Below are 15,223 nucleotides of genomic sequence, written 5' to 3' on the forward strand. Positions count from 1 at the left end.
ATCAATTACCAATAATATTTTAGAGATTTAGCCCAGCTGGTTTCAGGATAGTCGCGTTTGATTTGATCAAACCATTGTTTTCGAACCGACTTATTTACATCTTTGTCTTGGCATTCATTATTGCCACTTGGCGCATAACATTGAATGGCACGGTACAGCGCATAAGCCGTTAATTCAGATTTTGTCCCTGTTTTAATAATGTTTTTATATACATCGCCACGGGCAAAATAAGTACCCTTGAAACTTTGCAGTGAATGATCAGGCAGGTAGTTGAGATTTAGTATGTTATAGGCTTGTGAACTACGCACATATTCACCTAAGCATAAATTAAGGCTCAGGTCTTTTGGGTTGACTTGCAATTGTTGGGTCAAAGTTGCCAAGTCAGGACATTTAATCGAATTGCTCACGCTTGCACCTTTCCATAAGAAATTTGCAAATGGTGGCTGATTGCGAAACTTCTCCGCAGTGTTTTGTTCAGTATTAAATTGAGCCGCGTTGCTTGGTAATTCACGGTACGCTTGGTTAAATAAATCAAAGTTTTGATAAGCCAATGACTTATTTAGTAGGGTATAAAGCGCAACATTTTTTTGATCTTGTGTGGCCACGTTATTTTTGACTACAGACATTAAACTTTGTTCATTCGCTGCATCGACTAAATATTGTTGCTGTAGATAAGCTTGCTTGATTTTGGCTGAAGAACCAATAAATTGTGCAGTATTTTGCTGTTGAGCATAGTAGCGATAGAGCATAAGTTCAGCCAATCCACGTTGTTCGGCGGTTTTGCTGATGGAAAGTAGGTTTTCCCAATATTTTTGAGTGGCCTGATTTCGCCCACTAGCTTCCAGAATACGGCCTTTAAGTAGTAACTGACTCAACTGTAGATAACTGTTGATGCTGCTCGGTACTTGTTGTGGCAGATATTTGAGTGCTTCTTGTGCTTTGTTTTGCACATTAAATAAGTGATTTGCCTGCAAATACTGAAACAGTTCTGGTGAATCTTTAAAATATTTTTTCTGTGCGTTTAACTCAGCCCATGAAATGACCACATCATCGGCCATTTCTTTTTTGCGCATATGCATAAGGTCATAAATGCTAAGAAAAAATGGATCTTTCAAATTTTTGACATTGAGTCTATTACTTTGAAAAACATGTCGATCTAATTCATAAGGTAGATTTGGCAATTCTAAATTATAGACGCTGGATGTTGGATGATTGATTTGCCAAACATATTCATTGATCAGTAAATCGTGTTTACCGCTGAGCCAAAAACCACGTCTTAATAAACCGCGTGCGCTTGCAGCATATTGACCCTGCGGATAGAGCTTAAAGTACTGAGTAATGTTATTAAAAAAAGTGGTTAATAAGTTTTGATTGAGTTTGTCATGTACTAAATCACCATATTCACCAACACCACTTTGATAGGCTTCATTTAAGGTGCTACGAATAAGCATATATTGAGAAGTTTCTTTTAACCACGTTTGATCAACATTGGTTAGTACTGAATAAATCTTAGTCGCTGTGGAAAAGTTAGCATTATAAAAAGAGATCGTTGCATTTAAATAGGATACATATTGACGTGCAGCGGCAGACCAATTGGGATTCACGCTCAGTAAAGCTAATGTGTTTTCACAGTTATTAATTTTTTCACGCTCGTGGATCAACATGTCTTTTTCACTGCTTGAAAGCTTAGTGTCGGTTTTGACTTGTTGAATAAACGCGTGCGCACCATTTTGCAGGCTATTGCAATGCTCGTTATAGCTTAAATCTGGTGCTTTTAGAGGTTTGCGTGCATTTGGCAATTTATTGTGGCTATTCACTAAAAGACTGGAAACTTCAAAAGGGACTTTGCTATAGCTAGTTGTCCATAAAGTGGATTTTTCTTCTTGAATATTAAATTTGGCAATGCCTAAATCGCTAAGCAACAGCAGCATATTGGTTTGATTGTCATTTGCCGGCGTGAGCGCAGGCAATTCATTGCATGCAGTATAGGCATTGGTCTGAATTTCTGTCGAAGGTTCACAATAGACATCCATACCTGCATGACTGTGTGCACTAAAGAAAATGCCAAAAGGAATAAATGATGTGAAAAGAGCAGAGCGAAGAATTTTTTGTTGAGAAGACATAAGGCACAGTTATTTATAATTGTAGGTGCAATGATATCAAGTGGGGAAAGTTGATTGAAGATGCCTAGAAATAAAAAAGATAGAGTAAAACTCTATCTTTTTTAAAAAAATACAATTGGCTTTAGAGGGGCAGTGGAAGTAAAACTAAAAATTAAACTAATCACTGTGATCAATTTGACTGAAAACATGAAATATTGTTTTGCCCAAACTTGATCATCTTCAGCTTTGAATCCTTGAATGGTTAAATAAATCCAATACAGACTTAAGGCATTCAGGATAATCATATAAATCCAATTTGCATAACCAAAAAAGAATAAACCATTCATGGTCATGCAGAACAAAAACACATAAACCAAAGACTCAACTTTGGTACGGTGAATTGAACGAGCTACAGGTAAAATTGGAATACCTGCATTTTTGTAATCATCAAATCGGTAAACAGCAATTCCCCAAGAATGAGGCATTTGCCAAAATGCATAACCAATAAAAATCAGTAATGCACCTAAATCAAACTGGTTTGCAACAGCCGTATACCCGATTACAGGTGGTGCTGCGCCAGAAAGACTGCCGATAATGGTTTGATGAATTGTTGTTCGTTTTGTCCATAAGCTGTAAAAACCAACGTATACGACAAAACCAATAACAGCAAAAAGAAAAGCGTAAGCATTTACCCAGAACCATAAAATGCTAAAACCAATTACACCTAAAACTAAAGCAAAAACTAAAGCAACAGGAATCGAGATTGATTTTTTAACCATCGCACGATTTTGTGTGCGTTGCATTTTTGAGTCGATGTCTTGGTCAATAACGTTATTGACAACACATCCAGAAGCGACCACAAAGAGGGTGCCTAAGAGGGTAAGAAGCAACAGAAGGAAATCTACAGAACTTTGGGCAGCTACAAAGTAGCCACCCAAAGCGGTAACAAAGTTACCAAAGAGAATTCCTGGTTTAGTCAGGAATAAATACTTTTTCAGCATGACGACCAGTTTAGATCATCATGTTGAAGTGAAGGTAGTTCATAATCCACACAGAACCTACTAAAAGGATAGCAATTGTGAGGATTGTATAAACAAATGCAATCACGTTCCAGCGTTGCTCTGAAGAAGAGTTCATATGCAGGAAGTAAACTAACTGAATAAGAACCTGAGCAACCGCAGTAATCGCGATTACGGCAACCAATAGACCACGGCTAAAACCACCCGCCATTACCATACCGAATGGAATTACGGTAAGTAGAACAGAAAGGATAAAACCGATTGTATATTGTTTAACGTTACCGTGAGCTGCACCAGCAGAGTTATGATCGTGACTCATTAGATAACTCCCATCAAGTAAACAACGCTGAATACGCAGATCCAAACGATGTCAAGGAAGTGCCAGAACAAGCTTAGGCAAGCAAGACGACGAGTGTTTGGAAGTGTCAAACCATATTTCTTGATTTGGAACATCAACACAAGCATCCATACCAAACCAGAAGTTACGTGAATACCGTGCGTACCAACTAAAGTAAAGAACGCAGATAAGAACGCACTTGTGCTTGGGCCATGACCAGCATGAACTAAATGATTGAACTCATAAAGTTCCATGCCAATGAAGGCTGCACCAAATACCCAAGTAACTGCTAACCAAGTTAAAACTTGACCAACATTTTTCTTGTATGCTGCAAGAACAGCAAAACCAAAAGTTACAGAAGAGATAAGAAGGGCGAAAGTTTCAGTTAAAACGAAACCTAAAGATTCACCAAACAGCTCTTGTGCACTTGGCGTACCCACTGGAACGTGGCTACTTAATACCGCGAACGCGATGAAGAGTGTCCCGAAAAGAACCAAGTCACTCATCAAGTAAGTCCAGAAACCAAAGACAGTGATGTCAGTATCATCGTGATGATGATGTTCGTCATGTCCGTGGTTGTCGTGATGAAGTACTTCAGCCATTGTCTTAGTCCTTCTTCAAATGTTTTTCAAGAAGCGCATAGCGTTCGTTTTCGATACGTTCAACTTCTGCAGCAGGAACATAGTAGTCCACTTTCTTAGTGAAAGAAGAAACGATGAAGCTGATGATTGAAGCAACGAAAGTAACAACTACTAACCACCAAATATGCCAGATTAATGCGAAGCCCATAACTGTAATAAACATTGCAATTACGAAACCAGCCGCACGGTTTGTTGGCATGTGGATGTCTTCATAGGTAGTTGGTTTAGCGTATGCAACACCATTTTCTTTGTCAGTCCAGAAAGTATCAATACCATTGATCTTTGGAAGATAAGCAAAGTTATAGAATGGTGAAGGAGATGAAGTAGCCCACTCAAGAGTACGACCATCCCAGATATCGCCAGTAACGTCCATGTTGTCTTTGCGTTGAAGGAAACCAACAACAATTTGCATAACAAAACAGAAGATACCGATAGCAACCAATACAGAACCAAATAAAGCGATCGCTAAGTACGGATCCCATTCAGGGTTGTCATATGTATTCAAACGACGAGTCATACCCATGAAACCAAGGATATAAAGTGGCATGAATGCAAAGTAGAAACCGAAGAACCAGAACCAGAACGCTGCTTTACCCCAAGTTTCATTCAGTTTCCAACCAAACATTTTTGGCCAGTAGAAAATGATACCCGCGAACATCGCGAACACAACACCACCAATAATTACGTTATGGAAGTGAGCGATAAGGAATAAAGAGTTGTGTACTAAGAAGTCCGCTGGTGGAACTGCCATTAATACGCCTGTTAAACCACCAATACCGAAAGTCACAAGGAAGCCAAGTGTCCAAAGCATTGGAGTTGTATAGGTGATGCGGCCCTTGTACATGGTGAATAACCAAGAGAAGATTTTCACACCAGTTGGGATCGCAATGATCATGGTCATGATACCGAAGAACGCGTTAACGTTGGCACCAGCACCCATTGTAAAGAAGTGGTGAACCCAAACAACCAGTGAAAGAACACCAATTGCTACAGTTGCGTACACCATAGATTTGTAGCCGAACAACGCTTTGCGTGAGAACACAGCAGTAACTTCTGAGTAAATACCAAAAGCAGGTAATACCAAGATGTAAACTTCCGGGTGACCCCAAGTCCAAATCAAGTTTACATACAACATTGGGCTACCACCCATGTCATTTGTAAAGAAGTGGAAGCCGAAGTAACGGTCAAGTGAAAGCATTGCAATAGTCGCAGTCAAAACTGGGAAAGTTGCAACGATAAGCACTACAGTAACTAATGCAGTCCAAGTGAAAATAGGCATGTCCATAAGTTTCATGCCAGGCGCACGCATTTTGATGATGGTAACGAAGAAGTTAACACCAGTAAGAAGCGTACCTAGACCAGAAACCTGAAGTGCCCAGATATAGTAGTCTACACCTACACCTGGAGAGTATTCGATGCCAGAAAGTGGAGGGTAAGCCATCCAACCTGTTGCAGCGAATTCACCAATTGCAAGAGAAGCCATCATTAAGCCCGCAGCGCCGGCAAATAACCAGAAGCTTAGAGAGTTTAATAATGGGAATGCTACGTCACGCGCACCAATTTGAAGTGGTACAGCAACGTTCATTAAACCAACAACTAGACCCATTGCTACGAAGAAGATCATGATTACGCCGTGGGCAGTAAAGATCTGGTCATAGTGTTCTGGGTGTAAGTAACCTTCACCGCCACCTTTTGCAAGGAACAGTTGAAGACGCATCATAATCGCATCGGCAAAACCACGCACAAGCATGACAATTGACACGAGGATATACATGATACCAATTTTTTTATGGTCTACAGATGTGAACCATTCGTTCCACAAGTAGCCCCATTTTTTAAAGTAGGTGATACCAGCAACAACTGCGATACCGCCAAGGATCATCATTGCAACAGTAACCAACACGATTGGATCGTGTGGAATAGCATCTGGTCCTAACTTACCTAATAAGCTCATGTCTTATTCCCCTGCAACAGTCGCATGTTCAACGTCTGCATGAGCTTCAGAAGCAGCAGCTTCATGTCCAACAGTAGCTGTATGATCAGCACCGTGGTAGTTGCTCATGTATTTGTTAATCACTGATTCGAACAATTTAGGTTCAACTGAAGAATAGTAAGTCACTGGGTGTGGCTTAGTAGGGTAAGGCTTCATTGCTTCAGCTAGAGCCTTCTCTTCAGGAGTAGTTGCTTTGGCAACTAAAACTTCGATCTGGTGTTTAGAACGGTTGCCGTCACGTAAGGTTGCAAATTCAGCTTGGTCTAAAACAGTTTTTTGAACTGCTTGTGGATTCACTGAAGTACCATTACCAGCTTTAACAGCAGAAACCCATTCAGCAAACTGAGCATCAGTCACAGCATGTGCACGGAAGCGCATTTGTGAGAAGCCATAACCTGAATAGTTAGAAGAGAAACCACGGAAGCCTTCAGCAGGACTAGTTTCATCAGCTAATAAGTTCAAGTGAGTTTGCATACCTGCCATAGCATAAATCTGACCACCTAACGCCGGAATGAAAAATGAGTTCATTGTGAAGTTAGATGTTAAACGAAGGCTTACAGGAGTTTTCTCAGGGAAGCGGATCTCGTTTACAGTCGCGATGCCTTGTTCCGGGTAGATAAAGATCCATTTAAATTGTTCAGCAATAACTTGAACAGTTAAAGGAGCTTTATCTGACTCGAGTGGACGGTAAGGGTCATACTTGTGGGAACCCCACCAAGTTAACCAAGCTAAAATAGCGATAATAATTACGGGAATACCCCAAACTACAACTTCAATTGCAGTCGAGTGTGCCCAAGTAGGTGCATAGTCTGCATCTTTATTTGACGCGCGATATTTCCAACCAAACCAAAGAGCCATAAGTGCTGATGGAATAACGACCAACAACATTAGGTAGATCGCAGTAAGCATGAGGTTTGACTGACCTTCAGCAACTGGACCTTTTGAGTTTAGAAGTACCATATCACCACCACACCCAGTTAAGAGTGCAGCGATCGCAGATAAAGACAATACAGCTAAAATTGTTTGTCTCATTTTACAACCTCGGTGAAGAGTCCCATTCCCTAAATTTAAAATTTGGGATAGCGAATAAAGTGTCGCATGATTGTGATTTTTTCAGACATGAAAAAACAGTCACAATGATGCGACACCGCTACGTTGTAGGGCATTATGCCTGATATCGGCAAACTAAGCTATACATAAAGATGCTTTAAATGACTGTATTAAAACCCTATTTTGTTGGTCGGGATTGTATTTTTTTTATCTAAATTTTATTTTAATTTCAATATAATGCACAAAAAAGGGATGAAAAAATCATCCCTGAATAAAAGTGAAAATTATTGGTTTATTACCTTGGTTTTTGCCAATTTGTCATGCAAGGTTTGACGCTTCTTGCCGAAAATGAAAACGGAATCGATGATTACGCTTAATGGCATTGATAAAAAGTTCAGGAAAATAAATAAAACACTGCGTAAAGTGAAGCCACGCATGAGGTTTACAGGTTGACTGGTTTCGGCATCTACAATTTTAATCTTGGTGATTTTTTTACCAATGCTTTGACCAGATTTAGCAATCAAATACGCTTGAATGAAAAGCATAATGAAGAGGTAAGCAAACATTGCAATCCAAGCTTGGTTGGGAAACATCTCAACCATTTGTGTTTGTAGTGCTTGTAAAACATTAGGGTCAGCATTTGGGGTCATCACAGCTTGCATAAACTGTTCATTTAGATTGGCAAATTGTGTCTTTTCACTTGGATTAAAAAATGCCGTTAAGATAAAAGTTGCCGGTATCCAAAGGAGTAAATCGACGATTTTAGCCAGGACACGTTTAGGAATACTTGCTAGGCTAGTTTGCTCTTGTACCGCTTGAGACTGTGCGTAGGTATTTGATGGTGTAGTTGCAGTTTGATTTGATTCGAATGCTGTTGGTGCAGTATATCCTGCAGGCATATAAACCAACTGACCTTGAGTGAGTTCACCCAAAGCTTTCCATTCGGTCATACCTTGGTGCCAAACCAAGTCCGTGAGTAACACTTGTTGGCTCGCGAGCATTTGGTTAAGTTGTTCTAAGGTGTAGGGACCAGCTTGTTGGTTATTTCGTGCCAAGTAAATCTGCATAAAACTAAAATCTCAAAAAACGTCTGTAAAAGTATAAATAAAAAAAAAGACCCACATGTGGGTCTTTTTTTAACACAGTTTATTAAGCTTGTTGAGCTTTTTCTTCAGAAAGGAAGAACCAAGTGTCTAATACTGAGTCTGGGTTAAGCGAAACAGACTCAATGCCTTGTTCCATTAACCATTTAGCTAGGTCAGGGTGATCTGAAGGGCCTTGACCACAAATACCTACGTATTTGCCAGCTTTACGACAAGCATGGATTGCCATAGAAAGAAGTGCTTTAACGGCTGGATCACGTTCATCAAATAGGTGAGAAACGATACCAGAGTCACGGTCTAGACCGAGTGTTAACTGAGTTAAGTCGTTAGAACCGATAGAGAAACCGTCGAAGTGTTCAAGGAACTGTTCAGCCAACAAAGCGTTAGTTGGAAGTTCACACATCATGATCACTTTAAGACCATTTTCACCACGTTTAAGACCGTTAAGCGCTAACAATTCAATAACACGTTTCGCTTCAGCAACAGTACGTACGAAAGGAATCATGATTTGAATGTTGGTTAAGCCCATTTCGTCACGTGCTTTTTTCAGTGCGCGGCATTCAAGTTCGAAGCAGTCACGGAAGTTGTCAGACACATAACGGCTTGCACCACGGAAGCCAAGCATTGGGTTTTCTTCTTCAGGTTCGTATAACTTACCACCGATTAAGTTTGCATATTCGTTTGACTTAAAGTCAGACATACGAACAATCACTGGTTTGTCAGCAAACGCTGCAGCAAGTGTAGAAATGCCTTCAACTAGTTTTTCAACATAGAATTCGATAGGAGATGCATAACCCGCAGTACGTGACATTACAGCAGCACGAGTTTCACGTGGTAGGCTGTCAATGTTAAGCAATGCTTTAGGATGTACACCGATCATACGGTTGATAATGAACTCAAGACGAGCAAGACCAACACCTTCGTTAGGAATTTGAGCAAAGTCAAATGCACGGTCAGGGTTACCTACGTTCATCATGATTTTGAACGGAAGTTTAGGCATAGATTCGATAGAGTTGCGTTGGATTTCAAAGTCCAAAGAACCTTCGTAAATAAAGCCTGTGTCACCTTCAGCGCAAGACACAGTCACTTCTTGACCGTCAGTCAATACTTCAGTTGCATTACCACAACCTACGATTGCAGGAACACCAAGTTCACGTGCAATAATCGCAGCGTGACAAGTACGACCACCACGGTTAGTGACAATCGCAGCAGCACGTTTCATTACTGGTTCCCAATCTGGGTCAGTCATGTCAGATACAAGTACGTCGCCGTCTTGAACTTTGTCCATTTCTTTGATTGAAGTCACGATACGCACGCGACCAGAACCAATACGTTGACCGATTGAACGACCTTCACAAATCACATTACCTTTTTGTTTAAGAAGGTAGCGTTCCATTGTGCCTACATTTTGACGGCTCTTCACAGTTTCAGGACGTGCTTGAACGATATAGATTTGGCCATCATCGCCATCTTTCGCCCATTCGATGTCCATTGCTGAACCGTAATGGTTTTCAATGATCAATGCTTGTTTAGCAAGTTCTTGAAGTTCGTGGTCATTTAAAGCGAATTGTTGACGATCTGCTTTTTCAACGTCTACAACAACCACTGATTTACCCGCAGCACCTTCTTCACCATAAATCATTTTTTGGTGTTTAGAACCAAGGTTACGACGTAATACAGCGTGTTTTCCTGCATTTAGAAGTGGTTTAGATACATAGAATTCGTCAGGGTTAACTGCACCTTGTACAACCATTTCACCCAAGCCATAAGATGCTGTGATGAAAACTGCGTCACGGAAACCAGATTCTGTATCAAGTGTAAACATTACACCAGCAGCACCTGTTTCAGAGCGAACCATGCGTTGAACACCAGCAGATAACGCAACGACGTCATGTGCGAAGTTTTGGTGTACACGGTAAGAAATTGCGCGGTCGTTATAAAGTGAAGCAAATACTTCTTTAATCGCAACAAGGATGTTATCGATACCACGGATGTTCAAGAAAGTTTCTTGTTGGCCTGCAAATGAAGCGTCTGGTAAGTCTTCTGCAGTTGCAGATGAACGAACGGCAACCGCGATTTCAGGGTTGCCGTTTGAAAGAGCTGTGAAAGCTTCACGAATTTCTTTTTCAAGTTCAGCAGTCAGCGGAGTGTCTACAATCCATTGACGGATTTTCGCACCAGTTTCAGCAAGTGCATTTACATCGTCAACATTGAGTGCAGCAAGTTCAGCGTTAATTTTAGCGTTCAGGCCACTTTGCTCGAGGAATTCACGATATGCTTGAGCTGTAGTAGCAAAACCACCAGGAACAGATACACCAGCATTTGCGAGATGGCTGATCATTTCACCTAATGATGAGTTTTTACCGCCCACGAGTTCTACGTCGTGTTTCCCTAATTTTTCTAGACCAATTACGCGCGCTTCCAAAGTTGTTACTCCACTTTTGCAGTATTAATCACTATCTTGGCATGAAATTATAACAAATTACTTAGCATTCTAAATTTACTAAGTGACAGTCATGTAAGATGGTTTACTATAATGATTATATAGCACTAAGACAAATTTTGGAGGAGAATTTTAATGTCAGAAGGTAAACAGATTCAGCGTAGTGTTTTCTTTGTTTCGGATGGTACCGCGATTACCGCAGAAACGCTTGGTCATTCACTGTTAGCCCAGTTCCCTCATGTAGATTTTGACATTCATATTATTCCTTATATTACCTCTGAAGAAGCAGCTACAAATGTGGTTGCAGAGATCAATCTTAGAGCGCAGCAAGACGGTCAAAAGCCTTTGGTGTTTGACACCCTTGTTGACCCGTATGTACGTGACATTATTAATACGGCAGATGCAGTAAATCTTGATGTTTTTGAAGGGCTTATTAGTAAATTATCTGACGAGTTAGGCACAGCTCCTACAACTTTAGTCGGTCAAACCCATGCAGTAACAGATTCTGAGTCTTATAAAGCACGTATTGATGCGGTGCATTTTGCTTTAGATAACGATGATGGGGCACGTACTCGTCATTATGACAAAGCCGACTTAATTTTAATTGGCGTGTCACGTTCGGGTAAAACACCAACTTCCATCTACCTTTCTTTGCAATTTGGTATTCGTGTAGCGAACTATCCTTTGACAGAAGAAGACTTGGATGACAACCGTTTACCTGCAGTTTTACGTGAACATAAGCATAAGTTATTTGGCTTGATGATTGATGCAGAGCGCCTTGTAGCAATTCGTTCAGAACGTAAGGCCAATAGTCGTTATGCTAGTTTTAGTCAGTGCCAGATGGAATTACGTGCGATTGAAGGTATTTATATTTCAGAAGGAATCAAATACTTAAACGTGTCGGAAATGTCGATTGAAGAAATTTCAACTCGTGTTTTACAAATGACTGGACTGAAACGTCGTATTGGTTAAGTGTAAATTGAGCCACTTCGGTGGCTCTTTTGATGATAATGAATTTCTGTATAAATTATATAAAAATAGTATTAATTTCTGGCTTGTCATACTTTTAATGAATGATAAATATTTAAAATATTGATGAAAATTTTCCTCAATATTTAGACTTAAAATTTAAGCAATTTCTGCATTCAAATGTGTACCAATTTGATGAATTTTTTTGCCTGAAAATTTATAAAATATGGCCTAATTGACAGCTTGAATCTTTTAAAATAATCCGTGCTGTGCTGTATTTTTAGCTATGAATTAAGCCTGAATAATCTACTTGATCTGAGTGGTGTATATACCTGATTTAGCACATACAGTTTAATATTTGATCAAGTTTTCAAAAATAGCTTGTTTAAATGCAAAAAAAATAGGCAAAAAATAGAATAAAAAATAATCAAACAGTTGCTTTTAGGTGTTAAATCTCAAGAAATAGCATCATTTATTTAATTGATGTGAGTGAAAAGTGCTCGAATTGAGACTATTTAGGCTTTAAAAGCTGATATGAAGTGATATTAAAATTGGATTTTTAGCAGTTATTTCCCTATTGAATATAGATTAGAACATAAGTAAATGTCGGCTGAATATGAGCATCGGTATAAATTTTCCAACTTATAGTTAGGGATTAAAAGAGTGGTGTAAGACCAGATTAAGCGACTGAAAAATTATTAGTTTGAAATAAATTTTTTATGAAGAATTGATCATAACTATTCAAAATTGCACGTCTATAAACTCGCTGTAGCTGATGGTGTAGGTCGGAGGCATGATTTAAGTCTGAGAGATGAAAAAGCATGTAGCACGATTAAAGCTATTTTCATTTATGGATTTTTAAGAATCCTTAGCCTTATCGAATGAAAGTATTCAATAACGTAGGGGATTTACTAAAAGCCACCAGAGATGGCTATTGGTATTGTGATTTTTTGATCAATCACAAAAATTTAATAGATGTCATTTGAAAATAATTGCAATGTCATTACTTTTCTTTGGATTGGTTAGATTCGCTGCGCACAATGACATCACACTCAAACGTATGTTCATCTAAAGCCGTGATTGAATTACTTTGAATTTTTGCAATTGGCCAAGTATTTAAGATGCAGTTGGGCTGCTGTAATGCTGCATAATAATGATCAGATTTTAGGAAGGTTTTGTTCTGAATTGCGGTATTTGGACTGAGTAAATGTCTTAACCAATGGTTCGGCACTTGATCTTCTAAAAAGCGAATCGCCAAAATACTCTTAATACGATTGCTAAATAAACGTCGATTTTTTGCAATCAGTGGGTGCTGGATTAATTTATTCAGTAGACGTTCGGTGCGTGGTAAGACAAATTGCGGTTTGATTTGATAGACCATGATGTTATCTGCAACCTGACATAGATGATGTAGTTCAGAGACCACATGCTGATCTATCCCAATAATTGCGATTTTTTGATTCTTAAAATCATAATCTTTGATCTGTTCTGAACTGATGATCGTTCCACGAAAGTGTTCAAAATCTTCTAGATGATTATTAAAAATATGGTGGGTTGCATCCTGCTTGTTGGCCATATTTATTCCTTATCTTTTCTTTTTTTAGTTGAGTCTTAGATAGGAATATATTCTGTGATGGGCCAGTTGGGGTAAAGCGTTTTTTCAGTCTGATGAGTCATGCAATTTGTCTAGAATTGATTTGCTTGGCCCTTGTCATTTATAGATTTCTAGGAGTGAACTGATTTTTTTATGCGTTGAAGTTCATCTTTCGCTCAAGCAGGTCGAAATAATGAGCGACCTGCATGAACGGCTTTTAAGATCTATAAATTTTGTGAGTTTTAAAGTGGTTCATCATCTTGTGAGCTATAGTCAAGCTGACTCGGGGTTGAATGCTTAAGTTCGGGTTGGTCGGTATGGGTACGTAAATAGTCCATATCACGAATATTCTTTTGTACTGCAACTGCGCCAAACAAACTCATTAAGTAAGCCATCATGTAAAAACCTTTTTCACTTAATGCTAGTTCAGCATTCCATAGGCCAATGGCAAGAAGTACGAGGCAAATAATGACGGATGCCCAGCACAGTCCAAAGTAAATTGCAGTGACATGCATTCCTTCTAAACGGTCACGAATGATTTTTTGTAATGAAACCGATGAAAATAATCCATAGAGCAATAAAATGAGATAAAAGCCTTTTTCATTCAACATCATATTTGCATTGAATAAACCTATGCAAAACACTACAGCGCCTAAAATGAGGGCACACCAACTTGCTGCGATAAATGCGGGTGTGGGTTTATTAATATATTGGCTCATCTGCTTATTTTTCTCATTGTTTTGCTTATGTTTAATATTTATACAGCAATAAAAATGAGTAAAGCAATTATTTCGTTGAGGCAATGATGGTTTTTAAGTACAGGTTTGGTCGTTGTTAGCCGAAACCATATTATCTGTTGACTGCTATCCGTCTAAAGAGCCACAAAAAATGTAGTCACAATTCTACCTTTAGACGGATTAAACGCTTGGATTAGATCATTAAGCTTAGAGTCTTAAGCGAGATCATTTTTGATTTGCATTAAACGTTCGAAATTTTCAATGCGCTTATCGGTATCGTAAATGTCGCAGGTGAAAATAAACTCATCAACGTCATATTTGGTGAGTAGGTTTTCTAAACCTGCTCGAACGGTTGCATTTGAACCGACTTGTCCCATAGCGTAGAAATTATCAACAGACAGCTTTTCTGCAGCAGACCATAAGCCTTGCATACTGTCGACCGGAGCTTTGAGTTTTAAACTTTGACCACGCATTAAACCTAAAACCCGTTGGTAAGCACTCGTTGCTAGATATTCTGCTTCTTCATCTGTTTCAGCAACAACCGTTGGTACGCCCATAGACACATAAGGTTGATCTAAATATTTGGATGCTTGGAAATTTTCACGATAGAGCTGAATTGCTTGTCCAAGCATGCGTGGTGCGAAATGTGAAGCAAATGAATAGGGTAGACCTAAACGTGCAGCGAGTTGTGCACTGAACAGACTTGAACCTAAAAGCCATACAGGAACATGTGTATTTTGTCCCGGTGTAGCAATGATGCGCTGCTGTGGCTCAGGTGCTTTAAAGTATTGCAATATCTCAAGGACATCTTGTGGAAATTGATCTTCGGTTTCCTGACGGCCACGGCGTAAAGCGCGCATGGTGGTTTGGTCAGTACCCGGCGCACGACCTAAGCCGAGTTCAATACGGCCGGGATATAGCGTTTCAAGCGTGCCAAATTGTTCAGCGACAACCAAAGGTGCATGGTTGGGCAACATAATCCCGCCTGAACCGAGCTTGATGGATTGTGTATTTGCTAAGAGATAACCGAGTAAAACCGCAGTTGCAGAACTTGCGATGCCATCCATATTGTGGTGTTCGGCTAACCAGAGACGCTCATAGCCAAGTTGTTCTGCTTTCTGTGTTAACTGGAGTGCATGTTTGAGTGAAAATTCGATGGTTTTATCATCTCGAACAGGTGCGAGTTCAAGTATTGAAAATTTTGTATCGGCTAGAGTACGCATGTTTTCTCTCAG

General features: G+C 39.5%; 12 protein-coding genes. 1 reads left to right on the forward strand and 11 read right to left on the reverse strand.

Translation table 11 applies throughout. The annotated features are described in order from the left end of the window. Positions 1–5 precede the first annotated feature (5 nt). The 8 genes from FTV04_RS00825 to ppsA form a co-directional block, all read right to left on the reverse strand. Positions 6–2,123: a hypothetical protein gene (locus FTV04_RS00825; RefSeq protein ID WP_180088155.1), complete on the reverse strand. Its 2,118-nt coding sequence runs from the start codon at positions 2,121–2,123 to the stop codon at positions 6–8. Positions 2,124–2,224: 101 nt separating this feature from the next. After that, entirely contained in the window at positions 2,225–3,103 is an 879-nt protein-coding gene (gene cyoE / locus FTV04_RS00830) for a heme o synthase (RefSeq protein WP_180088156.1), read from the reverse strand. Positions 3,104–3,113: 10 nt separating this feature from the next. Next, complete coding sequence (locus tag FTV04_RS00835) at positions 3,114–3,440, reverse strand: cytochrome o ubiquinol oxidase subunit IV (protein WP_078188582.1); 327 nt, start codon at positions 3,438–3,440, stop codon at positions 3,114–3,116. Beyond that, the gene (gene cyoC, locus FTV04_RS00840; RefSeq protein ID WP_078188581.1) at positions 3,440–4,060 is read right to left on the reverse strand and encodes a cytochrome o ubiquinol oxidase subunit III; all 621 of its coding nucleotides are present in this window, start codon (positions 4,058–4,060) and stop codon (positions 3,440–3,442) included. The genes FTV04_RS00835 and cyoC overlap by 1 nt, the downstream gene beginning before the upstream one ends. 4 nt (positions 4,061–4,064) lie before the next feature. Next, complete coding sequence (gene cyoB, locus FTV04_RS00845) at positions 4,065–6,053, reverse strand: cytochrome o ubiquinol oxidase subunit I (protein ID WP_180088158.1); 1,989 nt, start codon at positions 6,051–6,053, stop codon at positions 4,065–4,067. A gap of 3 nt (positions 6,054–6,056) precedes the next feature. Continuing rightward, the gene (gene cyoA, locus FTV04_RS00850) at positions 6,057–7,124 is read right to left on the reverse strand and encodes a ubiquinol oxidase subunit II (protein ID WP_180088160.1); all 1,068 of its coding nucleotides are present in this window, start codon (positions 7,122–7,124) and stop codon (positions 6,057–6,059) included. Between the two features lie 302 nt (positions 7,125–7,426). Then, positions 7,427–8,209, reverse strand: a complete 783-nt coding sequence (locus FTV04_RS00855; RefSeq protein WP_180088162.1) for an RDD family protein — start codon at positions 8,207–8,209, stop codon at positions 7,427–7,429. Positions 8,210–8,291: 82 nt separating this feature from the next. Further along, complete coding sequence (gene ppsA / locus FTV04_RS00860; RefSeq protein WP_078188577.1) at positions 8,292–10,670, reverse strand: phosphoenolpyruvate synthase; 2,379 nt, start codon at positions 10,668–10,670, stop codon at positions 8,292–8,294. Positions 10,671–10,823: 153 nt separating this feature from the next. Between ppsA and FTV04_RS00865 the strand changes: the two genes are divergently transcribed. Continuing rightward, complete coding sequence (locus tag FTV04_RS00865) at positions 10,824–11,660, forward strand: pyruvate, water dikinase regulatory protein (protein ID WP_168377735.1); 837 nt, start codon at positions 10,824–10,826, stop codon at positions 11,658–11,660. Positions 11,661–12,660: 1,000 nt separating this feature from the next. Here FTV04_RS00865 and FTV04_RS00870 read toward each other — a convergent pair. From FTV04_RS00870 to FTV04_RS00880, 3 genes are all read right to left on the reverse strand, one after another. Next, a complete protein-coding gene (locus FTV04_RS00870) occupies positions 12,661–13,233 on the reverse strand; it encodes a flavoprotein (protein WP_180063546.1) in 573 nt (190 codons plus the stop codon). A gap of 260 nt (positions 13,234–13,493) precedes the next feature. Next, a complete protein-coding gene (yiaA, locus tag FTV04_RS00875) occupies positions 13,494–13,970 on the reverse strand; it encodes an inner membrane protein YiaA (protein ID WP_180010362.1) in 477 nt (158 codons plus the stop codon). A 233-nt stretch (positions 13,971–14,203) separates the two neighbouring features. Continuing rightward, a complete protein-coding gene (locus FTV04_RS00880) occupies positions 14,204–15,211 on the reverse strand; it encodes an LLM class flavin-dependent oxidoreductase (protein WP_180088164.1) in 1,008 nt (335 codons plus the stop codon). Positions 15,212–15,223 lie beyond the last annotated feature (12 nt).

It is taken from the genome of Acinetobacter sp. YH12219, assembly GCF_013417875.1.
Lineage (GTDB): Bacteria > Pseudomonadota > Gammaproteobacteria > Pseudomonadales > Moraxellaceae > Acinetobacter > Acinetobacter amyesii.

Excerpts from the sequence above, each read along its gene's own strand:
- FTV04_RS00825 (WP_180088155.1), bottom strand. The coding sequence starts at position 2,123 with ATGTCTTCTCAACAAAAAATTCTTCGCTCTGCTCTTTTCACATCATTT.
- cyoE (WP_180088156.1), bottom strand. The coding sequence starts at position 3,103 with ATGCTGAAAAAGTATTTATTCCTGACTAAACCAGGAATTCTCTTTGGT.
- FTV04_RS00835 (WP_078188582.1), bottom strand. The coding sequence starts at position 3,440 with ATGAGTCACGATCATAACTCTGCTGGTGCAGCTCACGGTAACGTTAAA.
- cyoC (WP_078188581.1), bottom strand. The coding sequence starts at position 4,060 with ATGGCTGAAGTACTTCATCACGACAACCACGGACATGACGAACATCAT.
- cyoB (WP_180088158.1), bottom strand. The coding sequence starts at position 6,053 with ATGAGCTTATTAGGTAAGTTAGGACCAGATGCTATTCCACACGATCCA.
- cyoA (WP_180088160.1), bottom strand. The coding sequence starts at position 7,124 with ATGAGACAAACAATTTTAGCTGTATTGTCTTTATCTGCGATCGCTGCA.
- FTV04_RS00855 (WP_180088162.1), bottom strand. The coding sequence starts at position 8,209 with ATGCAGATTTACTTGGCACGAAATAACCAACAAGCTGGTCCCTACACC.
- FTV04_RS00865 (WP_168377735.1), top strand. The coding sequence starts at position 10,824 with ATGTCAGAAGGTAAACAGATTCAGCGTAGTGTTTTCTTTGTTTCGGAT.
- FTV04_RS00870 (WP_180063546.1), bottom strand. The coding sequence starts at position 13,233 with ATGGCCAACAAGCAGGATGCAACCCACCATATTTTTAATAATCATCTA.
- yiaA (WP_180010362.1), bottom strand. The coding sequence starts at position 13,970 with ATGAGCCAATATATTAATAAACCCACACCCGCATTTATCGCAGCAAGT.
- FTV04_RS00880 (WP_180088164.1), bottom strand. The coding sequence starts at position 15,211 with ATGCGTACTCTAGCCGATACAAAATTTTCAATACTTGAACTCGCACCT.